Origin of the sequence: Erythrobacter sp. QSSC1-22B (assembly GCF_001678665.1) — a bacterium.
Classification (GTDB): Bacteria; Pseudomonadota; Alphaproteobacteria; order Sphingomonadales; family Sphingomonadaceae; genus Qipengyuania.
Map to the genome: position 1 here is coordinate 278,632 of NZ_LZRP01000004.1, position 26,275 is coordinate 304,906.

General features: G+C 55.5%; 22 protein-coding genes and 1 tRNA gene. 5 read left to right on the top strand and 18 right to left on the bottom strand.

Features of this window, described 5'->3' with window-relative positions; translation table 11 throughout:
* Positions 1-76: 76 nt before the first annotated feature.
* From A9995_RS08970 to A9995_RS08990, 5 genes are all read right to left on the bottom strand, one after another.
* Complete coding sequence (locus A9995_RS08970) at positions 77-1,459, bottom strand: sodium-dependent transporter (protein WP_082992598.1); 1,383 nt, start codon at positions 1,457-1,459, stop codon at positions 77-79.
* Positions 1,460-1,528: 69 nt separating this feature from the next.
* Positions 1,529-2,476 (bottom strand): hypothetical protein, encoded by a 948-nt coding sequence (locus A9995_RS08975; RefSeq protein WP_145916879.1) that lies wholly within the window; start codon positions 2,474-2,476, stop codon positions 1,529-1,531.
* Positions 2,473-3,552: a dipeptidase gene (locus A9995_RS08980; protein ID WP_082992599.1), complete on the bottom strand. Its 1,080-nt coding sequence runs from the start codon at positions 3,550-3,552 to the stop codon at positions 2,473-2,475. Before A9995_RS08980 ends, A9995_RS08975 begins: the two co-directional genes overlap by 4 nt.
* A 70-nt stretch (positions 3,553-3,622) precedes the next feature.
* On the bottom strand, positions 3,623-4,249 hold the full coding sequence (locus A9995_RS08985; protein ID WP_168157369.1) for a helix-turn-helix domain-containing protein: 627 nt from the start codon (positions 4,247-4,249) through the stop codon (positions 3,623-3,625).
* Positions 4,250-4,414: 165 nt separating this feature from the next.
* The gene (locus tag A9995_RS08990; RefSeq protein ID WP_168157370.1) at positions 4,415-6,889 is read right to left on the bottom strand and encodes a TonB-dependent siderophore receptor; all 2,475 of its coding nucleotides are present in this window, start codon (positions 6,887-6,889) and stop codon (positions 4,415-4,417) included.
* Between the two features lie 359 nt (positions 6,890-7,248).
* On the opposite strand from A9995_RS08990, the gene A9995_RS08995 reads away from it, so the two are divergent.
* On the top strand, positions 7,249-8,250 hold the full coding sequence (locus tag A9995_RS08995) for a lipopolysaccharide assembly protein LapB (RefSeq protein WP_145916880.1): 1,002 nt from the start codon (positions 7,249-7,251) through the stop codon (positions 8,248-8,250).
* An 88-nt stretch (positions 8,251-8,338) separates the two neighbouring features.
* Complete coding sequence (locus A9995_RS09000) at positions 8,339-9,862, top strand: aldehyde dehydrogenase family protein (RefSeq protein WP_067611871.1); 1,524 nt, start codon at positions 8,339-8,341, stop codon at positions 9,860-9,862.
* A gap of 182 nt (positions 9,863-10,044) precedes the next feature.
* Here the strand turns inward: A9995_RS09000 and A9995_RS09005 are convergent, their stop codons facing one another.
* The 8 genes from A9995_RS09005 to A9995_RS09040 all read right to left on the bottom strand — a co-directional run bounded on the left by A9995_RS09005 (position 10,045) and on the right by A9995_RS09040 (position 16,383).
* Positions 10,045-10,377: a hypothetical protein gene (locus A9995_RS09005; RefSeq protein ID WP_067611874.1), complete on the bottom strand. Its 333-nt coding sequence runs from the start codon at positions 10,375-10,377 to the stop codon at positions 10,045-10,047.
* A gap of 430 nt (positions 10,378-10,807) precedes the next feature.
* Positions 10,808-11,968, bottom strand: coding sequence for a site-specific integrase (locus A9995_RS09015; protein ID WP_067611737.1), 1,161 nt, complete (start codon positions 11,966-11,968; stop codon positions 10,808-10,810).
* 278 nt (positions 11,969-12,246) lie between these two features.
* Complete coding sequence (locus A9995_RS09020) at positions 12,247-13,542, bottom strand: VapE domain-containing protein (protein ID WP_067611740.1); 1,296 nt, start codon at positions 13,540-13,542, stop codon at positions 12,247-12,249.
* Complete coding sequence (locus tag A9995_RS09025; protein WP_067611743.1) at positions 13,542-14,114, bottom strand: hypothetical protein; 573 nt, start codon at positions 14,112-14,114, stop codon at positions 13,542-13,544. The genes A9995_RS09020 and A9995_RS09025 overlap by 1 nt, the downstream gene beginning before the upstream one ends.
* Positions 14,115-14,424: 310 nt before the next feature.
* A complete protein-coding gene (locus A9995_RS16020) occupies positions 14,425-15,150 on the bottom strand; it encodes a helix-turn-helix transcriptional regulator (RefSeq protein ID WP_168157371.1) in 726 nt (241 codons plus the stop codon).
* Positions 15,151-15,359: 209 nt separating this feature from the next.
* Positions 15,360-15,599 (bottom strand): hypothetical protein, encoded by a 240-nt coding sequence (locus A9995_RS09030; protein WP_067611746.1) that lies wholly within the window; start codon positions 15,597-15,599, stop codon positions 15,360-15,362.
* Entirely contained in the window at positions 15,596-15,967 is a 372-nt protein-coding gene (locus A9995_RS09035; RefSeq protein WP_145916881.1) for a hypothetical protein, read from the bottom strand. Before A9995_RS09035 ends, A9995_RS09030 begins: the two co-directional genes overlap by 4 nt.
* A gap of 83 nt (positions 15,968-16,050) precedes the next feature.
* Positions 16,051-16,383 (bottom strand): hypothetical protein, encoded by a 333-nt coding sequence (locus tag A9995_RS09040; RefSeq protein ID WP_145916882.1) that lies wholly within the window; start codon positions 16,381-16,383, stop codon positions 16,051-16,053.
* 275 nt (positions 16,384-16,658) lie between these two features.
* On the opposite strand from A9995_RS09040, the gene A9995_RS09045 reads away from it, so the two are divergent.
* Positions 16,659-18,239, top strand: a complete 1,581-nt coding sequence (locus tag A9995_RS09045) for a DUF262 domain-containing protein (RefSeq protein ID WP_199797238.1) — start codon at positions 16,659-16,661, stop codon at positions 18,237-18,239.
* Positions 18,203-18,799 (top strand): helix-turn-helix domain-containing protein, encoded by a 597-nt coding sequence (locus A9995_RS17220; protein WP_199797239.1) that lies wholly within the window; start codon positions 18,203-18,205, stop codon positions 18,797-18,799. Before A9995_RS09045 ends, A9995_RS17220 begins: the two co-directional genes overlap by 37 nt.
* Positions 18,800-19,010: 211 nt before the next feature.
* On the opposite strand, the gene A9995_RS09050 is transcribed toward A9995_RS17220, so the two are convergent.
* The 3 genes from A9995_RS09050 to A9995_RS17230 all read right to left on the bottom strand — a co-directional run bounded on the left by A9995_RS09050 (position 19,011) and on the right by A9995_RS17230 (position 22,423).
* Entirely contained in the window at positions 19,011-19,340 is a 330-nt protein-coding gene (locus A9995_RS09050) for a hypothetical protein (protein ID WP_168157372.1), read from the bottom strand.
* 2 nt (positions 19,341-19,342) lie between these two features.
* Complete coding sequence (locus tag A9995_RS17225) at positions 19,343-20,938, bottom strand: type ISP restriction/modification enzyme (protein ID WP_199797240.1); 1,596 nt, start codon at positions 20,936-20,938, stop codon at positions 19,343-19,345.
* Positions 20,939-21,031: 93 nt separating this feature from the next.
* A complete protein-coding gene (locus A9995_RS17230; protein ID WP_199797241.1) occupies positions 21,032-22,423 on the bottom strand; it encodes an N-6 DNA methylase in 1,392 nt (463 codons plus the stop codon).
* A 260-nt stretch (positions 22,424-22,683) separates the two neighbouring features.
* On the opposite strand from A9995_RS17230, the gene A9995_RS09060 reads away from it, so the two are divergent.
* Positions 22,684-24,333, top strand: a complete 1,650-nt coding sequence (locus A9995_RS09060) for a P-loop ATPase, Sll1717 family (RefSeq protein ID WP_067611758.1) — start codon at positions 22,684-22,686, stop codon at positions 24,331-24,333.
* Positions 24,334-24,550: 217 nt separating this feature from the next.
* On the opposite strand, the gene A9995_RS09065 is transcribed toward A9995_RS09060, so the two are convergent.
* Both A9995_RS09065 and A9995_RS09070 read right to left on the bottom strand, forming a co-directional pair.
* A tRNA-Thr gene (locus A9995_RS09065) sits at positions 24,551-24,626 on the bottom strand.
* Positions 24,627-24,894: 268 nt separating this feature from the next.
* Positions 24,895-26,275: hypothetical protein (locus A9995_RS09070; protein WP_233998145.1), on the bottom strand; the 1,381-nt coding region annotated here is incomplete at its 5' end.

A 26,275-nucleotide genomic window follows, 5' to 3' on the forward strand; every position in this document is an offset into this window, starting at 1 on the left:
ATCATCGGCCGGAATGCGACCTCCGCTGGACCTGCGCTTTGGATCTAGACTGGCACTGAATGGCACGCAGCAAATTTCAGCTTAGTATAGAGAGAACTAGGATCGAGCCGATCGCGAGCGGCACGACATAGCGCATGATTGGTAGGAACGCCAAAGCAGCAAAACGCCCGCTCGTCGCCAACTGCTCTTCCCATGTTTCTTTCCGGGCAACCCATCCGACGAACAAAGCGATTAGCAACGCGGCCGATGGGAGGAGGATGTTTACTGCGATATAATCCTGGACGACATAGATCGTTGCATCGGCTAGGACGCCGATTGAATTAAGTGGGTGGAAATCGGCCCAGTGATTGAACGAAAGTACGGTTCCCACGCTGACTACAGCGATAAGCGCGCTCACAACAATCGCCGCCGTCGGCAGGCGAACGCTAAACATGTTCATTGCCCGTTTGGCGAGTGGTTCGAGAAGCCCAACGCAGGACGTAATTGCGGCGATGAACAGCAACGCGAAGAATACCACGCCCACGAATTGGCCAGCCGGAATTGCGCCAAAGGCCACGGGGAGCGTCTCGAAAACCAGGCCCGGACCGGAGGTCACCTCAAGTCCATACTGAAAAACGAAGGGGAAGATGGTCAATCCGGCAACGAGCGCCACCGCTGTATCTGCAGCAACAATTATTCCTGCCGTCGAGGCAATCGAAACATCCTCGTCCAGATAGGAGCCGAAGCTCACCATCGTACCAAACCCTACACCGACCGAGAAGAACGCTTGGCCCACTGCCATTGCCACAACGGTGCTGTCGATCTTCGAGAAGTCAGGTACGAAGAGAAACTCGAGCGCGCTCGCCATGTCGCCAAATACCAGCGCGTAAAAAGAGAGGAGGATGAGTCCGACGAAGAACACCGGCATCATGATGCTCGTGACTTTCTCGATTCCGCCCTTGATGCCGCGTGCCACGACGAGGCCGGTGACGGCAACGGTGACCAAAGTCCAAGCAAGCATCCGCCATGGGCTTTCCATTAGCGACGCAAACACCGCGGTAGAGCCCTCCCGCTCGACGCCAGTGAACTCGCCTTCAGCCAGCCGCAGCACATAGTCGAGCGTCCAACCTGCGATCACGACGTAGTAAGCAAGGATAGCGAAGGTCGCGAGCAAGGCCAACGCGCCAATCCAGCTCCAACGCTGACTTGCTCTACTCTGCGCGGCTACCGCGCGCAGCGATCCGACAATTCCGCGCTTCCCCTGTCGCCCAAGCATCAGCTCCGCCATAATAAGCGGCATTCCGATCCCGAAAGCACAAACTAGATAAATTAGCAGAAAGGCGGCGCCGCCATTCTCGCCGGTCATGTAAGGGAAACGCCAGATATTCCCCAGTCCGATCGCGAAGCCGCTTGCTGCGAACACAAAGGAGAGGCGCGAGGACCACCTGAATTGCGGCTGGTCGCCAGTAGTTATGCTCATCGCCAATATCTCTCTTCGTTTAAAATCGTCGGAGATCGGAAACACCCGCGCCCCAAGGGCGCAAAGGCGCTATCGCCGACTTTTGCGGTGTGGGTCGGCCAGCTCCACCTCAGCAGGCCAGAAGCCCTGCTCGTTTTCTGTCACGAGCTCACGCAATAGCCTGACCGCTTCGGCTTCCTCACCGGTGAAGCGACGTTCCATCGCGAGCGCAAATTTGACTAAGGTGCCATCGTCCTCTGTGAGGTCGGAAGGCTTCAACCGTCCCTGCAAAAGCTTCACTGCACGGTGGTACTCTTGGTTTTCCGTAAGGTTCAGGTCGGCCGGAATTTCAGACACCGCACGGCGCGCCTTCGCATCCTCGCCCATCTTCCGATAGGCAAGATAGGTCCAAAATGCCGTCGGTGGCAGCATGTCATCGCGTGCGAATGCGGGCACCAACGCATATGCACGAGCAAGACCTTCCGCCATTCGGTCATAATCACCGACCGCAAAGCTGGTCTGCGCGTGATAATAGATGATGTTTGACTTGTAGGTTCCGAGAGTCAAACCAAGTGCGTTGGGGAGGCCGTCAGGTTCGAAGCTGTCGGGCTCGCCGCTCATTAGCTCCATTGCGCGCTCGTAGTCTGCTAGACCAAAATCGAACTGACGGACTCGCGTCAGGTGTCGTCCGCGATATCGCAACAGACGGTAGCTATCTGGAAAGCGTTCGAGACCCTGCGTAAAGACATCGATAGCGTCACAAAAGCGCCCGGCATAACCGAGCCTCCGTCCCAGCCAGAAGAAACTCTCCTCGCGATCGGGTGCTATCCGCAACGCGGCTTCTGCAATCGCGATATCCTGGTCCAGCCGTTCGCGCAGTTCAGGCGAGAAGTCTGGCGTGCGCAAAGGCGTGCCGATCAAAGTGCGTTGGCAAAACCCAGCCGCAGCTGTGTCTGCAGGAACCGGACTCTGTGCGAGCGACGTGGACGACAGCGTTAAAGCAAGTACGGAGAATGCGGCGCACAGCCGCGCGCTCATCCGACCACCTCGGTGTATATGCGGCGCAGGTTTTCACCCATCACCTTCTCTACCGCCGCCTCGCCATAGCCGAGCTTGCGGACGCCGTCCCAAACTACCTCCATACGGCGCGGACCATTCAGTTCGTCAATGAAGAGAGGCCAGTCTGCTGGGTTGAAATTTGCACCTTCTTCTCGCTTAAGCTCGGCCATGTACTCGTCGGACATTTCGATCCGGCGGTGATCGCGATCGCTACCTATCGCCACGTGATCGACACCCGCCACACGGATTGCATGATCGATGTGGCGAAAATAGTCGGCCAGCGCACCTTCACGCTTGTCAGTGAGAAACGGGCGGATCTGGCAGATACCAACCACTCCGCCCTTGTTCGCAAGGCGCCGCATATTCTCGTCGGTGGTATTTCGCTCGTTGCTGTGCACGGCCATGCAAGCAGTGTGCGTAATGACCACCGGGACCTTGGAATATTCGATCGTGTCGGCCATCGTGCGCATGTTGGAATGCGACAGGTCGATCAGCATTCCGCGCGCATTCATTCGTTCAACTAATTCGCGACCAAAGACGGTCAGGCCATTTGACCCCAATTCCTTGCACCCGGAACCAGCCCAGTTCTGGTGATTGTAGGTGATCTGGGAGGTGCGAACGCCAAGGTTGTAGAAAACATCGACATTGTCGAGATCGGGTCCAAAGTGGGTGCTATTTTGGAGAAGATAGTAGACTGCGATCTGGCCCGCTTCGCGCGCTCGCTCGATATCAGCGACGCTCGTCGCCTTGCGGAACAGCTCAGGGTGCTGAGCAATATGCCGATCGTGCGCTAACACAGCATCCATTGCTAGGTCATAGGCTGCGTCCCCGCGAGGTTTGGGATCGCACAGCGTCACGGCGATCGCATCTAGCCCGCTGGCGTGCATTTCGCGCACCAGCTCGGGTGAGTAGTTAAACCGCACTTCGCCCATCGCATCGAAGGTCAGCGGTCGCGCTGTCGGTGCGCCACCCTGCTCCGATGCAGCGGCGGCCATCCCAGGAACCGCCAAGACCCCCAGTGCAAGACCAGAACCAATGAAACCCCGTCTATCCATCGCGCATCTCCCTCACCTGTTTTTTCTATGGGCAAAGAAATAGCGTATCGGGAAATTTATTGCAAGAAGGCTATTCGCCGGTGTTCACCCACATCACCATCGCGTCTTCTGCGCTCGTGGAATAGCAGACGTGACGCATGCTCGCGTCAATGTAGATACTGTCGCCCTTACCCAGCCGGACCGGCTCATAATGTTCGGTGTGGAAACAGACCTCACCCTCTAGGACATAGAGGAACTCTTCGCCTTCATGACTGGCCCAGTCAGAAAATTCTTCGAGACCGCGCGCCTTAATTTTGCTGATGAAGGGCAGAATCTTTTTATGGCTCAGCTCCGACGCCAGCAATCGATGGTGATAGACGGGAGTCTCCATCAATCGCCCGGTACCGCTGAGTGTGACGCTGCGGCGGCTGCCGGGTCGGCTTCCATTGTCACTCTCGAAAAGATCGGTGATGTCGATGTCGAACCCGTGCGCGAGCTTCTGGACAACGTCGAAGGTCGGCGACATTTGGTCGTTTTCGATCTTTGAAAGGGTCGAGGCAGCCAATTCGGTGAGCTTGCCTGCTTCCTCGAGCGTCAATTTACGGTCACGCCGCAATTGTCGGATGCGTTCACCGAGGTGAAAAGTCGTCGTCCGCCGGCGGCGTGGCCCGCGGATTTCGCTCAGATATTCCGCCGGTTCATTCTTTGCCGTGCTCAAGTTCTTCTCCACAGCGCTGAGACGTTGATCCGGTCTTGCAGAGACTCGCCGGCTCTGCTGGCCCGGCAAAGGCGATATAATGCGCACAGGATTTCCCGATCGGCAAGGGCACGAATGATTTCACATCATGCCCCTCACCGATCGGGCCTTGGACCTTCGCGAGGATTAAAAATCTATTTTTGCATTGAGGTAGTAGAACCCTCCACTAACTCCGAATACGCTGTGATTATCGTAAATAAGACCAACACGCTTCAAGCCCTCTCCGCGATCAGGCGGAAATTTGTTGAAGAGATTCCGTGCCCCCAGACTAAGGTCTACGACTTCTAGTCCAGTATAGGTAATCTCTGCGTCGAACAAAACAGCAGGCTCGCGCTCAAGGAATTCGTTCCCGTTACGGCGTCGCCAGCTGCCATAGTAATTTGCCCTCGTCATTATCTGGAAGTCGCCAAACTCGTTATTAAGGGTCAGATTGCCGCGCCACCGCGGAAGACCGCGCTCAAACTCGGTTATCGTTCCGGCACCGAAGAATTCAGTCGGATCGGTGCGTAGCTTCTGTTCATTGTAGTTTACGGCAAGGCTCACGTTGGTTTCGAATGCGGGGCCCCAGTCGAAACCATAAGTCGTGATCAGGTCGAAGCCACGTACTCGCGTGTCCAACCGGTTTTGAAAGAAGCGCACTTGTTCAACCGACGCGCCATTCGTAAATCCAATCGCCGCGAGTTCCCCGCGCTGCGCAGCCGTCGTGGTGATTGGAGGGGTTAACAGGAGGCGGTCATCGACATCGATCTGGTAAAAATCCAGCGTCGTGGTGAAGCCACTATCCCCTGTGACCACGATCCCAGCCGACATGTTGAACGAGGTCTCTGGTATTAATGGCTGTGAGCCGAAAATCTGAGCTGCGGGCGAACCAGGGATTAGCACAGCGTCCAGAATAAACTGATTCTGCGCATTGATCTGCGACGTCTGGCTCGTGCCGAACAACTGACCAGCAGCCGGGGCGCGGAAGCCCGTGCTCACCGAGCCACGTACAGCTAGCAGATCCGACAGCTCAAACCGTGAGGCAAGCTTGTAGCTAAAGTTGCTACCGAACTGTTCATAGTCTTCGTACCGCCCCGCGAGACCGATATTCCATGCTTGAGTTAGATCAACGTCGGTCTCGGCAAAGAAGGCAAAGCTGTCTGAGGTGAAGCTGCCCGCGATGTCGGGACTGAAGCCTTGGAAGCCGTTCGATCCCACTGGCAGATCGCGCAAAGGGCCCACCTCGTAGGAGGCCGGTTCGCCTGCGGTAATTTCGTAGGTCTCCTTGCGATAGCTGGCACCGCCAAAAACGAGGATATCGCTCGCGAAGATACCGTTGGGGATCCCGTACGATACATCCCCCTCGAGCTGGAACTCTCGCTGCGTCAGGCCGCCAGGATCAAAGCTCGTCGGTGAAGCCGCACCCAACGAAGGGTTGATCGTATTGTAGATTCTATAGTCAATGTGATTGTTACCAAGACGGGCCGAAACGTCCCAGTTGAAAGCACCTTCATCGTCACGAAGGCCTCCGACGATGCTGAAATCCTCGGTTTCGCCCGCAAATTCCGGGGTGAAGCCGCCCGGGTAGATCGAACGCAGATCGAAGGTTTCAGGATATGCCGGCGTGTTGTCGAATGCTGAATCACGGAATGTGGAATGCGCTGGCAACCCGCCAGCAGCCATCGATTGGCGATAGAAGAAGGTCACGGAGCTATCGGACTTCAGGTAGTTGCCAAACGAGTAGGCCTCCAAGTCTCCGCCCAGTCCGACACCTGCGTTCCAGACGGTCTTGATAGCTTCGTAAAACGGTTCGCCATTGCCGGCGGTATGAACCGGTACGTCCGCAACCCCCATTTCCCGAAGTGCCTCAGCACCCACATTCTTGCCGCCTAGGAAGGTCTTGTTTTGATGCGTGTACTGACCGCTGACGTTCAAATAGCCGGTCTCTCCGAGGCCGAAGGCAAGATGACCTTGCACGTCATAGGTCTCGCCACCAACGTCATAGTACTTACCGGCCTGAGCCATAACCGAGCCGCCGCTGGTGTCATCTTTCAGAACTACGTTCACGACCCCCGCAATAGCGTCGGAGCCATATTGCGCCGATGCGCCATCTCGCAAGACCTCCAATCTTTCAAAGGCGATCGGCGGGAACACATTGAAATCTTGGCCTTGAGACCCAGAAGTTGTGGCATGACCGGTGCCGATCTGCACGACAGCGGCGCGGTGCCGACGCTTGCCATTGAGGAGCAGAAGTACGTGATCGGGTGGCGAGCCACGTAGGGTGACCGGTCGCACGAAGGACGAACCGTCATTACCCTGAAGCCTCTTGACGTTGAAGGCCGGCACGAGCGTGCGCAACGCGTCGTTGAGATCTGTATAGCCGGTCGTGCTGATCGCCTCAGGCTGAATTACGTCGACTGCTACCGACGTATCGGTGATCGACCGATCTTTCCGGCGCGATCCAATCACGGTGATCGCCGTATCTGCACCTGGAGCTTCGGAAAGCTCTTCCTCATTTGCATCGACGAAGCTTTCATCTGCAGCTTGCGCAAAAGCGGGCCCCGCGACGGTCACTGCGGCGATCATCGACGGCCAGATTAGGCGTGACATCAACTTGGTCATATTACCCCTCCCTTGATGGCTCAGCAGAGCTCGCATTTTTGCCATTGCCCTACGGTCAGATTTCTTTCCTATCAGAAATAACCTGTCCGTCCAGCGCTTTTTTGCGAGGGAGGTTACCTCAGTCTTTGCAAAACAATGGATAAATAGCCTATCGCATCCACTCGAAATCAATAGTCCGGCCGGGTTCCAAGGCGAAGACAACGATGCTCGGGGGTCCGCCCGGTGCGCCCCATCACGAACGGTGGCTTTAGCAAACTTTCCTATATGAAATTTCTTTCGATCTTGTATGGGTGGCATATTGGCCCGGACGAGCCGCGATATCGTTCTCTTTGCTGTTTTGCAGATTGATTGGAGGGACTATGAAAAAGAGGTTTTTGAGCATGGCGCTTGGCGCCGGGCTGCTACTTACAGCGCCGGTGATGGCGCAGGAAGGTGGCAGCTTCCAGGGCACGTCGCTATTCGGGCAACGGATGGTGACCCCGGCGGACGGCAACAAGAATGTAGCCGACTCGGCTGTACTTGCTCGAGCCGCCGCAGACGCCAAGGCCGCTTTCGAGGCAAACATGACCGTGGACACGGCCACATGGTACGGCCGTGTACTCTTTTACCAAGGGTATGCGCGCGAGTCCGCCGAAGTATATCGCGAAGCCCTCAAGCGCTATCCGAATTCTCCCAAGTTGCTTCGCCATCTGGCGCATCGCCAGTTCTCCCTGCGCGAATTTGACAAATCGATTGAAACCGGGCTGCGCGCCGCCGAACTCTATGGGGACCTTCCGCTCGAGCGCGAAAAGCTCGGCCCGGACTATTTTCCCAGCACGCCAGATGTCGTTCAGTATTATCTCTACTATCATCTGGGCCAGGCTTATTTTGCCAAGCACGACTTCGATAACGCCGCGAAATGGTTTGCGGAATCTTCCCAAGCGGCGGGTTTCGGTTTCGATCCCGAAGCACGGACTGCAAACACGTATTGGGAGTTTCTCTCACTGGCACGCGGAGGTCGGCTGGACGAAGCGCTCGACCTCCTCGATGGCTATGAGCTGACCCTTTTCCAGGTCCATCCCGAGGGTGGATCCGACAACTATTTTGACGGCATTCAACTGTACAAAGGCCATCGCGACGCTGGCTCCTTCTTCAGTGCGCAGGACAGCGGTCGGCCTTTTGCTGATGCGGATGGCATGGCCGCATCGACTGCCTATAGCCTAGCCAACTACTACTTGCTGAAAGGCGATCGCGACCAGGCGCGCACTTGGCTTAAGCGTGCGATCAACGTCGATAGTTGGAGCTACTTTGCGCGGATCCAGGCCGAAGCCGATTGGGTGGCTTTGTTCCCCGGGGAAAAGCCCACCTTGATGGATCAGTAAGCTAAACAAGACGTCATCGGGCATGCGCAGGAAGGTTTTCTTGCGCATGCCCCGAAGTCGACGCTCGAATCGGAAGCGCGAAAAAAAAATGAGAAATTCGACGTACAAAACCGAGCTCGCGGCCGCCGGGCTGACCGAGTCTGATCTGGAAGGAGGCGATCTTCCTGTCACGACCCCCGTCGACGGCTCAACGATTGCCCATCTCAATACTGTCACGCCAGAGACCCTGGATGCGATGGTTGACACAGCACGCAGCGCTTTTGAGGCGTGGCGGCTGGTGCCACCTCCCCGGCGTGGCGAGTGGGTCCGCTTGCTGGGCAATGAGCTGCGACAGGAAAAGGAAGCGCTCGCCCGTCTTGTCGCCCTGGACTGCGGCAAGGTCGTGCAGGAAGGCCTAGGCGAAGTGCAGGAGATGATCGACATCTGTGACTTCGCCGTTGGAATCTCGCGCCAGCTCTATGGGCGAGCCATAGCGTCGGAACGTCCGGGTCACCGAATGCTCGAAACATGGCATCCGCTGGGTCCGGTGGCGGTCATTTCCGCCTTCAACTTCCCGGTAGCTGTCTGGAGCTGGAACGCTGCGCTCGCAATCGTTTGCGGCAATCCAGTTATTTGGAAGCCCTCGGAGAAGACCCCGCTAACCGCTTTGGCGGTTCAGAAAATCTGCGACCGGGTCAGTGCCGCGTTCGGGTCGGACGCTCCCGCGGGTCTGTGTCAGACTGCGATTGGCGGGCCGGGGGTCGGCGCAACACTGTCCAAGGATCGAAGGATAGCTTTGGTATCCGCAACAGGCTCGACGCGAATGGGCCGAGAGGTTGCCCTTACTGTCGCCGATCGGTTCGGTAAATCGCTACTCGAACTGGGCGGTAACAACGCCATGATTGTGAGCCCCTCAGCCGATCTCGATCTCGCTTTGCGTGCCATCGTGTTTTCAGCAGTTGGCACGGCAGGCCAGCGCTGCACTAGCCTGCGCCGGCTGATTGTTCACGAAGACATCTACGACGCGCTCATCCCACGAGTGAAAGCAGCTTATCGCAGCGTCGCGATCGGCAACCCGCTCGAAGAAGGAACGTTACTCGGACCGCTGTTCGACCACGCGGCGCGCGAGGCGATGGGAGAAGCGCTCGACGCAGCCCGACAGGATGGCGCGACTGTATGGGGTGGAGAGCCTGCGCTGACCGACAGTTTCCCGGAAGCCGCTTATGTTCACCCCGCGCTGGTCGAGCTTGATACACAAACGGCCGTTGTCCGTCGCGAGACTTTTGCTCCTATCCTTTACGTACTTAAGTACCGCGATCTTGAGGACGCCATTGCACTGCAGAATGCGGTGCCACAGGGTCTTTCCTCGTCGATCATGTCCACCGACCTTCGCGAAACAGAGCATTTCCTTTCGGCGGCAGGGTCCGACTGCGGAATTGCGAATGTGAATATCGGTCCTTCAGGAGCCGAAATTGGGGGCGCATTCGGCGGCGAGAAGGAGACCGGCGGCGGCCGCGAAAGTGGTTCCGACGCTTGGAAGGGATACGTGCGTCGTCAGACCACAACGATCAACTACTCGGAAGATCTGCCCCTCGCCCAAGGCATCACCTTCGAACCTGGTGGGTCGTCGTAAAAGGTTTTCGCAGCGGCCAATTCAGCTCATATAATACCGCTAGTCCGAATATATAAATGGCCCCCGGCCCCGCACAGCTTCAAGCCATGCAGGGCCGGGGCTCATTCAGTTAGGCCATCCGAAAAACGACTATTTAGCGAAAATCTGCAATGGCTGTCGTTCGCTCTCGAGTGAGGCTGCGCTCAGGCCCATCTATCCAGGTCAGGAAACAGCGGCAGGGCTCCGGGCGCCGGCCGTTCAGCCACATTCGCGTCGAACAAGGAGGCGGTGACCCATTCCACAGGCGAATCTACGACCACGCGGTCACCATCGACGCGAACACGGCCCGCCCCATCTCGCGTCACTTCCCATGCGCATCGCAGGCGGTCGTCGTAGGTTCCCAGCAACAAGGTCCCGTCGCTGACGCCGAGCAGGAACCGATCATCGTCCTCGAAGGGTACCCTCAGAACAGTTTCGAGGTCGCCAGTGACGCGCAGACGGTGGCTGCCGGGCATGGGTTCGATCTCAACGGTCATCACAGGATCACCTTTCCAGCGCCGGAACATATATAGAACGTCAAGGAAGGGAAAGGGTGTTCGGCCGCTAAGCATGTGCGGATTTCGCTGAGGAGACTTACTGGGCTTGCACCCGAAAAAAAAATTAGAAGGAAAGGTCCCCGAACCCACGCGGCGAAAGCCTAGCGAGTCCGGGGTGAATTAGGTTATTGATGTGCCTGATAGCGGTCGGCATCAAGACGGTTCCATGCACTCAGCTGCGGAGAAGACCCCGCGTTCGTTTCAAGCACTTTTCGGACGTGTTCCCGATTGTAGCCCAACGCCGCCAACGTATTGCGCAGCTCGGTTCCGGCCTGAGGCCCCTCATCGAGACACGCTTGGATCAGAGTGATTGCAGCCTCATGCTTGTTGCAGCCGGAGCTTACCAAGTGCGCGTGCAGGTCCGCTAGGCTCATCGGCTGGACCCTTTCGTCATACCAGCCGCACCGGCCTCAACCGCCGCCATCAACGTGTCATTCGCCAGATGGCTGTACCGCATCGTCGATTGATGATCGGCATGCCCCAGGATGCGGCCCACCGTGAACAGGTCGATTCCGCCGTTGATCATAAACGACGCCGCCGAGTGGCGCAGGTCATGCAGGTGGAAGTCCCCAAGCTTTGCCGCATCCCGTGCCGTTGCCCAAGCCCGCTTGATCGTATCGTAGGGTTTGCGGGTCTTCGGATTGGGCAGCAGGTACGGACAGCCATCGAACACCGGCAGGTTCTCGATAACGTCGATGGCAGACTTCGACAGGGGCACGTGGCGGGACTTCCCGGTCTTGCTATCCGGAATGAACCACGCCTTCCGCGCCAGATCGACGTTGCGCCACTCAGCTTTCAGGAGCTCCGACTTCCGAGCCCCGGTCAGCAACAGCAGCTGAATGATCGGCTTCAGCTGCGGATTGAACGAGGTCTCCGCCGCCTGCAGCAACCGCTCGGCCTCCTGACCGGAGAGGAACCGCTCGCGGGCATTGCTGAACTTGAACCGAGGAACGCCCCGCACCGGGTTGATGTCGCCTCCGACAAGCTCCCACTGTCTGGCAAGCTCGAACGATCGTCCCAACATCAAACGGATTTTCTCGACCGTGGCGGGGGCAAGCCCTTGCCGTAGCTCAGACAGCCACTTGGCCACATCCTGCTGTTTGATCTCATCGAGGCGCAGGCGACCCCAGCGCGGTAGCAGGTGCGTGTTGATGACCGACGCGGTGTTTTCCGGCCGCTTCTGGTATGTCGATGCATGGTCGATATGTTGCTGCGCAAGTTCGGCATAGGTCAGCACCAGCCGCTTGCGCTTCCTCTCACCGAGCGGATCACCGCCCAAGACAACCTGAGAGCGCAGGAGTTGGGCTTTCTTTTTGGCCTGGGCAAACGTGACATCCTGCCAGCCGCCGATCTTCAGCTGACGTTGCCGACCGTTCGGCTCCAGGTAACGCAGGTAATAGCTCTTGCCGCCGGACGAGCGGACTTCCAGGACGAAGCCCTTCAGCTCCTTGTCGTAGTAGTCGATCTTCTTCTTGCGACTTGGGCATTCGGCGGCCGCGCAAAAGGCCGCATCTAAAGTTGCTATGGGCATGTTTTATCCTTATTTATCCGTATGTTAATGATACCGCTAGGCGGCAGAAGCGGGTTCGATGGGGGTGGCCCGGACGGGGCCGAGTTTGTGCCGAGACGGCCTCAGAGGGGGCAGCTCGGGCCCGTTTTTGGGGGTGGGTGTCCCTGCGCCGGGTAGCCCGCGCGACGTCGGGTTGGGTACAGCAACGTTTTTGGCCAGTTGAGGCCCCCTCCCCCCACCCCGTCAGGTTGCCCTTGCGGTCCAATGGCTTTCGTCTGGGGGGAGGGAGGGGGTAGCGGTTAGTACTCGTCCTGCGCGGGATCTTGCTTCTGCCAAGCACCTTCAGGCGACTTGAGAGGCACCTGCCATCGCTCCCTGCCCCTGATCCGTTTGGGCTGGCCGAAGCGAGCGCGAAGGATTCCGCCACACTCCCGGCATTGCTGGTTGCTGGGATGATTGAAGCCGATTGTCCGCAACACTTCGATCGGAGTCATGGATCTCGGCTTGGCGGGTTCGCAATCCATGTGCTCGAGCAGGCGTTCTTCGATGACGCTGACGGCTTTGAACCGTTCATTGTGTTGTTCGAGAAGGGCTTCCTCGCTAGGCGAAAGCCACCAACGCGCACCATCCTCGATTTGCTTCGCGAGCTGGGCAAACACCTGCTGCATGTCGACCTGGTGCTCATAATCCAGACTGTCGACCGGTATGGTCCAGAACCGACTGTTGCCCGTTCGGTCGATCAGAAAATTTTGCTCGTTCACGCTGGCCGCGAAGACCGTGCGCCGCTTCATTTCGATGGGTGCTTTGGCATAAGGAAGGCGTAGCTTGTCGCAGTCGTTCGTCAGGAAACCCTTGAGACGCGCCACGTCATTCCTGAACGAACTGTCGAGCTCACCGATTTCCGTGATCCAGTGACTGACTCCGATAAAGACCGAATCCTTGTCATGTGGGTTCAAATGGTGGTCGAGTTTGACAAGCTCACCCCGGAGTGTCGGGGGCACCAGTCGCGCGATCCAGCTCGTTTTCCCGCATCCTTGTGAACCCTGAAGGGTGAGTACGCCGCGCGTCCGGAAATCTTCCTTCAAGGCCGCCGCGACTGCACTTTTTAGCCAGCGGTCAATGAGGAGGCATTTGAGTCCGACCGGAAAGTCCTCATCTGCCACAACCGTTGCATAGATTGCTGCCAGACGATCCGTGCCGTCCCAGGGCACGCTGACAGTCCAATCGGCTACCGGATTAATGAGATTTGCTTCACCTATCTCGCGGACGAAATCCGCAAACCAAGGGGCGTTCTGACCATTGAGGTTGGCAAGCCCGATAAGATCGCTGAAGCTTAGCTCTTCATTCTCCCTCGTGATGAGCAGGCGCTTCTTGATTACATCGTAGCGGACCTTGACGCTGGTGGTTTCCAGCAGGTGAGCGACGTTTTCCTTGGTGCTCGGTAGTTTGGAACTGCCTTCTGCCGGTTGGTGGGGAAAGGCACCGCGGTCGATTCGAACAGGGAAAGGGGTGGTCTCCGTTGCACAGTTTGGCGTGAAATCTTGCGATGGCAATGGGAGGCCCGAAGGCCCCCCAGCGTTGTTTCCTTCAAACATCACGCGTCCGTCATAAGCTCAAGGCTGCCACTGACACACTTAAGCCAGTGGATGTTCTCGCCCTCCATGAGGAGGCTTTCAAAGGCGCTCTCAACGCGATCTCCGGCGATTGCGCAGGCTTCCGCGACGATCTCATCGGGCTGAGTGAGACCGGACCAGATGCAGGCCTTAGCGAAGCTTACGCGTCCGTCCTGACCCGCCTCATTGAAGGCCAGTTTAAGGTTCTGCGCAGCACGGATGATTCCGAAGCCATGCTCCAATGCAGTCAGGCCAGGGGCTGTGTCGGTAGCGGAGTTTGCCGCAGTTTTCAGCGGCCTTAGATGGCCCTCATCACGGATCCAGTAGCGGTTCATTCCTTCGACCACCGCGTCATAAACTTGTTGGCGGATGTCCTCTCCGCAAATGGCGACCGCTTCATTTTCAATTTCGAATTCGCAGCCCTGCCCCTGTTCAACGAAGGACAGAATGAAACTAAGCCGTCCGTACTTCCCCGAAGATCGTAGTTTGAATTCTGCCGTTTGCGAATATTTGCGGATCTCTCGACCCAAATCTGGCTTAATCTCATGTGACATGAAGCTTCTCTCTCGTTGAATTATTCAATGGTTCTAATTTGCGATGTACGATGGGTTCGGCCCAATCGTGACCTTTGCCATTTTTTCGATGGCTCTCTTTTGGTCATGGGTTGCGGACCACAACGGCAACCGCGCTCAGAGAGATGCCTCCGCCGGCCATCGCAGGAAAGTCACATGTGTGTCACTTTCGAAAATGGGCCCAAGCCGGCTCCAGCGCCAGAACCCATTCGAGCGGGCACTGAGTTAGACGCCAGAGAAGTAAGACAGATTATAATTACTGGATGGGAGAGGAGCGTCGTCCAAGACTATTTTACAGTTCATCGCTTTTAATCAATCGCCACATTTCGCAATCGAAAGTACTAGACATTAAAATCTGGTGTCCATTCACGACCCTACCAGATACACGCCTTAAATATGCTTTAAACCAAAATCTGTTTATTTTTCCCCTTTCCATGACCGGCAGTCTCTTTATAATCTCATGGATTATTGAGCACCGTGGATCGCTGAGCATTCGATTAGGGTCTACCAAATATTCTCCAAAGGTAGAATGCCACGCGACTAGAAGTTGGAGCAGAGTATCCTCGTCAATTTCTCCGTGGCTGATTTCAATTGGGCCGGCCGGGACGGTGGGTAATGTCGGCCGGGGGCGTTCAAGCGCTTTCACGTTCCAATCCGGCCCAAGATCTAGCTGCGCGATATCTAATGCTTCAGCCAAATGATAAGTGATATACTCCAAAACCTTTATGCTATGAAAGTTATCTCCCTGCTCTAGTACACGGCGCAAGTGGCAACAAACATCTATATCTAGGCGAAAAGCTTCTTCTGGAATAGATTTACCCAAGTCACCAACCTCAACGCCGAGCGATTCAGCTATCTTTAATGCGACGAAGTCTCTTGTGCGTTCTTTGCCTTCACCATTTTCTTTGCTAATTATCGTCTTTCGATGAATACCCGCTTCTTCCGCGAGTTTTTGTTGACTCCAACCAAACCGGTCGCGAAGCGTTTTCAGTGTTTCAGGCAAGATATCGTAGTACACAAAGCCTCCAGCGCCTGTTTTCCTGTATGCATATCGTCGCGTCGCATGAGCATCACACCGGTCAGAGGGGCGAGCAAGCGCGTATCGGCGGCAAGCAGGCAGATTTGCGGCGATGTAATGATGCTCCGGTTGGTCTCGACGTAGGTTTTATCGAAAGGGTGCCTGTAGGATTTCGGCTTGAACGCCCCAGCCCTACGCCAAATTGCGAATCACTTGGCGCTCAGCTTTCCGCCCAGAATAATCAGAATGAAGAGCGCGAGCCCAAGCGCCGGGTGAGCGGCGAAAGCGCAAAGCAGGAGCCAGCCGAACAGCACGGATAGCGTTTGAACCGGTGCCCGGATCAGTGCGACCACCAAGCCGAACACCATGGCCGCGGCGATAACGGCCACAGCCCAGCGAAGGGCAGTGAGAATGAAGCAGGCGAGCAGGATCTGGCCCAGCAGCTTCACCCTGCCCCTCCCCGTCGACAGAGTTGGGCGAGAGGTGATCCCTCGGCATCTTCGACGAGCAGGATGTAGGCGAAGCCGCTGTTGCCCACGGTGTAGAGCAGCTCCCACCAGCCGTCGTGCCGCTCGATCCAATCCCAATCGGGACATTTCGGTCGGTTATCAATTCGAGACTGGAGCGGGGAGAACCCGATCGCATCAACAATTTGCTGTTCGGTATCGCCTGCTTCGACGACCAGGATGCGGGTGAGCTCCTGCAGCCCACAGTGTATTGTATCGGCAAGCCGGTCTTCGATTAGCACCCTCAGGACCTTGCCGAGCGGCTGGTCGAGAACGGCGCGGATGCTTTCGATCGTGGGTAGGTTAAGCATGTGCGGTTCCTTTTTGGACAAAGAAAAAGCGCCCGAGGCGAAATGCCTGGACGCGGTTCGGTTCGGTTTTGGTGGTGAGTTGGTTAGGTGCTGTGAGTTTTGCAGATCGCCAGTAGTTCGGGATCGGTGTCCGGCTGGTCTGGGATCAGGACCACATGGCCAAAGCCATCATCGCTGATCACAAAAGTGGCCGAGTACCAGCCGTCGTCACGGTCGATGAACTCCCAGCTCTCGAATGGTCGCCGACGGATGGCTTCCAGACAGCAGGCGGTGTCACCGGGTTGCAGAATGTATAGCCAGGCTATCGGCTCGGTTTGGAGCATCTCTCTATAACGTTGTAGGGTTTGGACCGGCACGATGGTCGAGCAGTGTTGGATTGCATTCGCTATGGCCTGCGGCCGCATCAGGATAATCATGGGTATCTCCAAACGAAAAAACCCCCGGAGGTTATCCGAGAGCTTGGTGGGGGAGGGGGCGGCAGATTTGGCCACCTCGCGCCGAGAACAAGGTTATTTGTACTTGTTTTGTTCTCATATAAGCTACTCGGATTTGCGCGTTTGTCCGCAGCCTCAGAAGCACCGCGGTTTGCATTAACCACCGTACGATTGCACCCCATGCGCCCGTCTAAGCAGCGGGTTTCATCCTCTCCCAGCTTGTGCTGTAAGGCCTTAAATTCTTTGGGGGCACACCTGTGAAAATATCCGTCGCACTCGACAAAATCGATGAGAAGCAGCTTTTCGTACCAGCTTTCCAGCGCGAGTACGTCTGGAGGCGAGACGACGCGAAGCAGCTAATTGATTCCTTGCTAAAAGAGTATCCCACGGGGACGATGCTCACGTGGGAGACAGCGAACCCACCTGAGCTAAAGGGCCCACATAAGTATGACCAACAGCAAGGGGCTGTACGTATTCTCCTAGATGGCCAACAGCGTCTTACAACACTTTACATGCTCATCCGCGGTGATTTGCCGCCATATTATACGCCCCCCGAAATTATCCATGATACTCGGGGCCTTTATGTGAACGTTGAGACTCTTGATCTCGAGTACTTCAAAAAGCAAAAAATGGAGAAAGATCCGCGTTGGCAGAACCTGACCGCTATCTTCCGGGACGAGGTTTGGGATCAGGATATTTTCAAAGGGCTCGAAGAACGAGGCGAAGAAGTTGACAAAGACAGAGCACGATTGATTTCGAGTAACATCAAAACGATCGAACGTATTCTGGATCGCGAGTTTCCCGAGCAGACCATTCCAGTCAAAGCCAGCATCCGCGAAGCGATCGACATATTCTACAAGGTTAATGCAAGCGGCGTATCTCTGACAGACGCGGAACTCGCGCTAGCTCAAATTTCGGGTTACTGGCCTCAAGCTCGAGACACCTTCAAGGCCAAGCTTGCCGAGCTTGCCGAGCGGGGTTACGTTTTCAAGCTCGACTTCGTCGTTTACGCGCTTCTGGCTTGCCTGTTTAATGCTGGTTCGAACATGCGCCTGTTGCATGACCAAACGAACGAAGAGCAACTTCGTGCAGTCTGGAAGCGACTGGACGATCAAGTTTTGGACTACGTCGCCAATTTGATGCAGTCGCACGCGTATGTCGATCACACCGACGAGATCAACTCCATCTACGCTCTGATCCCGATCATCGCATACTGCTATCAACAGGACGGACATCTCTCCGAGATGGAAATTCGCAAGGTAGTGAAGTGGTTCTACTATTCGCAAATCCGCTATCGCTACGTGTCGCAAACCCCTCAAAAGCTCGATCGTGACCTCAGAATCGTTAAGGAATCAGACCAGCCGTTTCACGAACTACTTCAAGTAATTAAGGATGAGCGGCCGCTGGAGATACTTCCCGACGAGTTTGTCGGCAGGGCCATCTCCCACCCTTTGTTCCCGATGATGCGATGGCTTTTCAAAAGCCGCGGCGCCACCTGCCTAACGACAGGCGTGAAATTGTCGCAACCGATGGGCAAAAAGTACGCTCTGGAAAACGATCACATTTTCCCGTTTTCCAAGTTGAAGGTTGCTGGTTATGGCAAGGGCAACCGGCTCAAGTACTCCCTAGCCCAAGAGCTAACCAACAGAGCAATCCTGACCCAGATCGCCAATCGCTCGAAGAGTGCTACTACCGCCGAAGATTACTTGACCGGAATCGCATCGAAAAATCCTGCGGCGCTCAAAAAGCAGTCGGTCCCGATGGAACCGGAACTCTGGAAGGTAGAGAATTACGATCGTTTTTGGCTGCTCGGCGCATCCTTCTGGCTGAGGAACTAAACGCCTATCTTTCGTCGATTACGGAGACTGCTGAGTCTCACGAGGCCATCACCCTCGAAGAAATGATCGCAGAAGGTGAAAGTGAGGAGCTTGAGTTCAAGCAGACTCTGCGTTGGGATACAAAAGAAGGTCGTGTAAATAAAGAATTAGAGCAAGTCGTCTTTAAAACAACAGCGGCTTTAGCCAATAGTTTTGAAGGGGGCACCCTATTAATTGGCATTTCTGACTCTGGCGAGGCGGTGGGCCTTGATCAAGACTACGCCTCTCTAGGCGAAGCCGATAGGGACCGCTTTGAGCTGCATCTGCGCAATCTCTTTTCGAATGCGTTCGGTCAGGGCTTCACGAGCACTAAACTCAAGATCACCTTCCCGCACGTTGCGGATGTGGAAATTTGCCAGATTGATGTGAAGCCAGCGGATGCAGCGTTGATCGTTCGTGGGAAGGACAAGAGCGGTGTTGCTTTTGAACGCCTTTACGTTCGAAGTGGCAACTCATCGCCGGAGATGCCCCTTTCTGAGCTCCAGATGTTTATGGCCAAGCGATTCCCCACCTCAGCTTAGCCATGGGCCAGCGTTTTGCGCGCCCAAATTGAGAGTTTCTCCGCTTGGCACTCGAGGTGGCGGGATCACGTAGTCCAGCCGTTCCGATCGAGATCCCGCATGGCCGTAGTGACCGCATTGGTCTCCACGCTTAGGCCCTCGCTTCGAACAGCCTTTGCCATTGTGGTTTAAAATGGCTGGCATTGATGCGCTGCAGATGTGGGCCGATAAATCAAACTTCGCTAGCCGAAATTTCCATAGCGTTGATCATCAATCTCTTATTCTCGTAGTGCAGCACGATATCCGGCCCTAAGAGCTTTGGTGCCAGCCTCCGCAGCATCGCACCATTGACACGGATCGGGGATGGCCATGATCCATTTGAGGGAATGTCACACGCCATATTGGCGGTGCAGAACGACAAGCCTTCTGTGCACGCCATGATCAAGACATCCGGTTCGAGTTTGATCCCTTGCACACGAAGTCCTGCCTTTGTGCGGACGAAGCCAATCGCCTCAAGCAGGTCATCCTTAGTGACCGTCGAATGCCAAACCGGTGCGTTCACGCTCATTCTATTTCGGCCCAATCGGACCGATCAAGGTCCTTCATCGCGTTCGCAATCTGGACAGTACCAACACTTACTTGCACAACCTTAGCGAGCAAGTTGATCATGCTCTCTTTGTAGTCGGCGAAGCGGTAGGTGTTGAATTTCGCGGCGATGGTCGGGTCGCGCGGCTTCTTTTCCTTGTGCTGGTCGAGCACCCAGTCGATCGCACTGCGATTGCCAAGACTATAGCCCCACGCCTCCACCGGGATGCCGGTGAGCTGGGTATCCTCATCCACCACCACCGTGCCGGTCTCCGCACCTTCCGCGAGTAAGGACTTGAGCTTGGGCTTAGGCTGAGAACCCTCGGCACGCTTGGGGTTGGGGGTATCGATCCGCTCCAGCGGGTACGGTTGGACGTCCTCGTAATCGATATGCAGGGCGAGCAGGGTCTCGCCCCACGCCACCCATTGCGCGAAATCGGGATAGAAGGGGATGCGCGGGAATTCGCGTTTGAGGTTGAGCCCGTATTTTTCGCGATAGACCGGATCGTGCAGCACGGCGTAGCAATAGGCGAAAATTGCGTCCTTGGAGACGGCACCTTTCTTGCCATAGTGCTGGGTGAACTTTTTGAGCGCCCAGTCGGTGATATTATCGATACGCTCTTCGGAGTTGGCGAAGCGGTAGCGAGTAACCTGCTGATAAGCGTCAATAGCTGCTCCAAAGTGCAAATCAGCCAGGCCGTTGATGGCCTGAATGCAATAGCCGGTACGTGAGCCTAAATCTGAGAAGCAAATGCCTTGGTTTGAACTTTGCGGGGGGAACAGTTCGCGACTCAAGCCAGGCCGATCGACGAAAAGCTCAGACTGATAAAGGTAGCGATAATCGAATGGCCGGTAAGCAGCACGCCTCACCCGCTCGGGGCTAAAGGCTTCGCTTTGCCCAGCACGTCTGCGTCGAGAAAGTGTCTCCGACCACTTGATTTCACTCGCCTGACCAGTTTTGTCATCTTGAACTTCGTCGTATGCAGAGGTGAGGAATGCAGCTTTTGAACACGCCTCATCCCGTGTTCTGCTGTAGAGCCATTCGTCACGATTTGTAGATATACCTAAGGAGTATATCTTGAAAATCGCATTAGCTTGACGCCTTCCTGCTTTTGTCGCCTTTGTCGCGATCGGCAAAAAATTAGACCATTCATCGTCAGCCGCCTGATTAAGCCATTCGCCTTCGTCATTTGGCTTCAAAATTTCGAATGCGTCCTTAGAAAGATCGCGGGTGGCTATGAATGATCTTTTTTCTTCTTCGTCGGTGTAGTCATCGACTGCCAAATAATGTACGCGGAAAGGCTCAGCATTCTTTTTCTTCACGAAGAATGCCACCGCTACTCCCACTTTTATCTTGTCCTCGAAAACGTTGCCTCCTTCGCGTCGTCGCTGTTCGCCGCTGGCTCGGGCGTTGCCCTTCAAATCGATTACCCATGCTTCGTTAAACGTTTCCGCAATCGTCTTCCGGAACCCGTCGAAAGTGCGCGCAGCAATGAAGCTGTTGTTATTCACAAAGGCGATGATGCCTTCATCGCCCAGCCGATCGCTCGCCCATCGATAAAAGCGTGAATACATATCGTAGAGCTTCGTTTTTTGCGCAGCGCTCTCTTTTATGTAAGTCCGTTTTATCCGGTCATCGATATGCGGGTATTTGCGGTTCTGGTTGTTCTATCGCTCGTTCTGCTGGTTCGCGTTGTAAGGTGGGTTGCCGATAATCACGCTGATCTTGCGCCGGTTTTGCCGCTTCACGCGCTCGATATTCTCGTCGCTCAGCGCGCCCAGCATGTCGAACTGGTGGCCCGAGTGGATGCCCAGCCCGTCCACGTTGTCCAGCGTATCGACTAAGCACAGCCCCTCAAACTCCGCGAACTGCCCGGTGATAGCCTGATAGGTCGCCTCGATGTTCAGATTGGCGACGTAATAGGGCAGAATGGCCACCTCGTTGGCGTGCAACTCCTCCTTGTATTTGTGCCGTAGCTTGTCCGGCTGGCCGCGGAAATATTCCAGCAGCTCAACGATGTAGGTGCCTGTGCCGGTCGCCGGGTCGAGGATTTCTACGCCGGGATCAACGAGGTTCTTGCCGAAATGCTGTTCGCAAAGCCAGTCGGCGCTGCGGATCATGAAGCGCACGATCTCGCCCGGCGTATAGACCACGCCCAGCCGGTCCGCCGCCTTGGGATTGTAAACCTTGTAGAAATTCTCGTAGAGCGACTTGAGGAAATTCTGCTTCTCCGAATGGCTCTGGATGAGATGCGCGGTCTCCTCGATCCCGGTGTAATAGGGCCTCAGCGCCTGCAGCAGCTTGGGTTTCTCGCCATAGCCGAAAAGCTCGCGTTCCAGAGCGTAGAGCTGTTTCGCGATATTGTTGTCGCGGTGGTAGTCGCGCATGTCGAACACGCGGTTGAAGATATCCTCGGTCAGAATGTGCTGGATCAGCATCTCGGTGACATCGGCCCGTTCCAGTGCGGGGTTAATCGTCTCCTTGACCTGCTTGAGAAACGCCACCTCCGCCGCTGAATATTCCGTGCTGGCTTCGCGCTTCTCGCGGATGCGCTCGCGCAGCGCCTCCAGGATAGCAGGCAGGTCTTCGGCGAATTTGCCGATGGCCTTGCGGAAATCGCGGATCGATTCCTGCTCATAAGCAAAGAACCGGGTCATCAGTGCGTGGAGTTCGTCGGTGTCGGCCATGTCGGCCTCGGCTACGCGAACGCGATCCTGGATCAAGACAGCGCGCTTGGTGTCCTCGTAGATGATGTTGGTCCGCGGGTAGCCCTTGGCTTCCTTTTTGCGGATTTCCTCGTCGAGATCGTCCTTGCTGTCCTTGGCTTCCCAATAGCCGAAGGGCACGCGGATATCGTAAACCAGCGCGCCATCGACATAGATGTTGCCGCCCGAGCCGGTCATTTTGTGTTCGGACAGATAGGTCAGGTCGTTGGACCGCCCCCAGCTCTTCAGCAGGCCCTGAAAGGCGTCTCGAACCGAACCTTCGTTGAGACTGCCCCCGACTTTGACGATGCGATCGAGCTCGCTGCGGTATTCGTTGATTAACTGACGGCTCACACGCTCCTCCTCGGTATGCCTCCTAGCGCGCCTAATGAACCGATGGATACAGGCTCGGCTGCCTCTCTCCATAGAAAAGGCTCCCGGATGTCTTTCGAGGGCTTGGTGGGGGGAGGGGGCGGCAGATTTGGCCACTCAAATAAGTGCCGGAAATGCGCGCCTGGCGCACTCGAAGTTTTGCACCTGTTGATTAGACGTAACCCGGCTTGCAATCCTATCGCTGCGCGGCGATTGACATAAAACAAATATAGGGCGGGCAAATGAGCAAGCAAAAGCAAGCTACCAATCCGATTATCCTCAGGGAGGGCATGTCGATCGGTACAGGCAACGCTGAGAGCGACGACGAGTTTCTCTTCAAGTGCTTTGTAGATCATCCCGCTCTAAGTGACGCCAAAAACCCTGATTCCGCAGGTATGATCATCGCTGGAAGGACTGGCTCCGGAAAAACAGCCATTTTGCGTGGCGTTCAACATGCCAACAACCACAGTATTGAAATCGATCCGGCTGAAATGGCTATGGATTATGTCGCCAATTCCGACGCGCTAAGATTTGTTAATGCTATTGGTGGCGACCTTAATTTATTATTTCAAGTACTTTGGAAGCACGTTATTTGCATAGAATTCATCCGTCTTAGATACGATGTTAAGACCGAGCAAAAATCCAAAAATATCTTCTCTACAATAGTAGACCGATTTTTAGGTGACCCGAGAAAGAGTAAGGCAGTTGATTATCTTGCAGAGTGGGAAGGTAAATTCTGGATCACAATGAACCAGAATATTAAAGAAATCACTGAAGACGTGGAGAAGAAGCTGGCAGGTGAGTTTGGTGGTGAATTAGTCAAATTTAAGGGCGGTGGACAATATGAAAAGCGCCTGAGCAAAGGTCGAAAAAGCGAGCTTGTCGCGCGTTCGAGGAAGATAATTAATTCTGAACAGCTCTCTACGCTACACGGCGTAATAGACATGCTCGCCCAAGAGGCTAGAACTGATCATCTGTTTTTCATTCTCATCGACAGGCTGGATGAGAGCTGGGTAGATAACTCAATTAGATTCAAAATGATTAGGGCGCTTGTCGAAGCCTTAAAATCATTTCGTAAAATCACAAACTTGAAGATACTCGTAGCACTAAGAACGGACGTTTTGGAGCGAGTCGTCCAAGAGACAGCGGATTTATCTTCTCAACGGGAGAAATTTGAAGACTATTTTATAAAAATGAAATGGTCCAAGTCTGACTTAAAGCGGCTTGTCGACTTGAGACTTGTTGAACTTTTTAAACGCCAATATACTGGTGATGATATTGCATTTGACGATGTATTCCCTTCTACGATGGGTGGCCGTAAGACTTTTGATTGGCTCCTCGAGAGGACACTATTGCGTCCGCGAGATATGATCGCATTTGTCAACGAATGCATCACCGCTTCCGATGGGCGCTCAGAAATATTGGTGAGTGATATCAGGAGTGCTGAGGTTGAGTTCTCCCGTAAAAGACGTGATGCTCTTGAGCAAGAATGGCGCAGTTGCTTGCCTAGCTTGAAAAAAATATTGGATTTCTTTGGAGGTTTTCGCGAAGTTTCGTTGTCATTGCGCGAGATGAGTACTTTGGCCTTGGACGATCTGGCCTTGGCGATCTATACGGCTGGAAGAGTTGACTATGACCCACTTTATGATCTGGCAGAGCGCTATGTGGAAGGAGCCGACGAAGATAAGGGCGCGTTGATCCGTCAGGTCGCTGCGGAGCTATACCGCGTGGGGGCAGTAGGGCTAAAGGTAGGGACCGGTGAGCGGTTGATTTACTCCCACTTGGATGAGCCTCTGGTGTCCCCGGCCATCTTGACTGAGACAAGCGTTCTGAGGCTTCACCCGATGCTTCACGCTGCGTTTCGCCTTCAAAGTAGGGGTAGCGACGGCTAGACGATAACGACGTTTGAGGCGTTCAAAACGCTTGGCGCAGTTGCAATCATCAGGGGTTCCTATCGGAGACTTCAGAAAGTTCGGAGGCCTCGGTTTACTGAGGTTTGGCGTGGGTGGAGCCCAGTTCGCTACCCAAAGTGCCCCAAACAGGACCCAAACACGCGACCAGCCGACCGGCCTTTCCGAAGGAAGCTTGGGATTATCCTGTTGGAAGTGGTGGTGCCGCTTAGCAGACTCGAACTGCTGACCCCATCATTACGAATGATGTGCTCTACCAACTGAGCTAAAGCGGCACAGATCGCGCGACCGTCTGGCATTGCGGCTGGTCGCAATGCCGGTGCGCGAGGATTATCAGATTGCACTAAAAACCCCTCAAATTCCATCTGGAATCAAAGGAAGTTTTCACAATCGCGCTGGGGCCGTTTGCAGTAGTTTTCCCTCAAATCAACCCATTTTTGCAAATGTCATGCAAAGACGCACGTATGCAACGAGGGCCATCTAACAGAAATCTCAAGGGAAATTGGTGCGGGTGGGGCTCGTCGTCAGGCCACCCCGAAAGGCTCAAAGTGCCAAAGAGAGCTGAGCGTCCCGCATGACGGCAGCTCGGGTGATCAATTCGAGCGCATGAACTCGGTCCCATCCGCCGGGAACGATCTCTCGCACGCGCGCCGCTCTCAACAGGCGGAAGGTCCGGGTCGGATCGAGATTCAGCCGTCCCCCTACTTCTGCCGTCGCGATGACTTCCCGCGCACGCTCGACGATCTGCCTGAGTGGGAATAACTTGGGATTGATACCTGTGCTCGCAATTCCCTCAAGCATGCCGAGACTCGAAGCGGAGCAGTTCAAAATTTCGAGCGCATCGGACTGGGTGATCAGCGGCGTCAGTTTGACTAAGAATTTCGAGGTATTGCGGACCCACTTGCTGGCAAGACACCCTGCAGCATCCCTCTCAATCAAAAGCCGTTTAGCGAATTGATTGTCAGCACCTGGCTCGAGCGTTGCGGAAAGACGACCCGTCGCAATAGCCTCCAGCACCTCACCCCACGGTTTCAATGCGCCCGATACCTGCCGCATCAAGTCATGCAGACTGATCGTAGGAACATGAGGTCCGGGCGCTCGCGAAGAAAGAGCGATGCCGAAATGATCGATAGGATGTTTCGAGAATCGATAGCCACAGCCCGGCACAGCGAGGGCGCTGGCACTGATCACACCCAGAATCGCGCACTGCTCGATCGCATAGGTCGGAAGCCCAAACCGATTGCCGACAGTGGCTGCGCTTACTCGCGATTTCCATACCTCGGCGAAGCGGAGCAGTTCTTCCACTTCGAAGGCTGGCAGGAGTCTGTCTCCGTGTGCACGATAACGACGAGTGACCAGCCGTGCCTCCCAGACGGAACGCAGAGTATCATCATCCAAACCTGAGATCGCCGACGCCTCCCTGATGCCCACAACCCGGGCACATTCTCCGACAGCGGAAAGGCTCGCTGAATCGGCAACGGGCGCGGCTCCCGCATATTCTGCATGGGCCGCCTCGGTCGCGGCCTCCGCTCCTAGGTTCGCGTAGCTTTGGAGGAGCGGGGGAAGTGTCTGACCCTGCGGAGAAGCGCTGAACTCGAGACCTTCAAGGCCGCGCGGCCAGCTCTCGACAGCCATGCAGGCGCGATGGAGCCGAATGACGTCCACAGTTTCAGTCGTAGACGTCCAAGGCGTCTTCATATGCTTCGCGAGACCGAGGATCACGTCCAGCAGAGTTTGTGGGGAGGTTTGCTGTAACGCCGCTGGCAATATGTCGAAGACTGAGGCGCGCTCGGCATCCGTGGTGCTGACGAGGCGGGCGATGATTTCGAGTGTCGGACGCAGTTCCTCGGAGACGGCCGTGGTGATCCTATCGGCCAATTTTCTCCCGCATTCGTCGCAACGGTCAACGGGCGTCAGGGTCCTT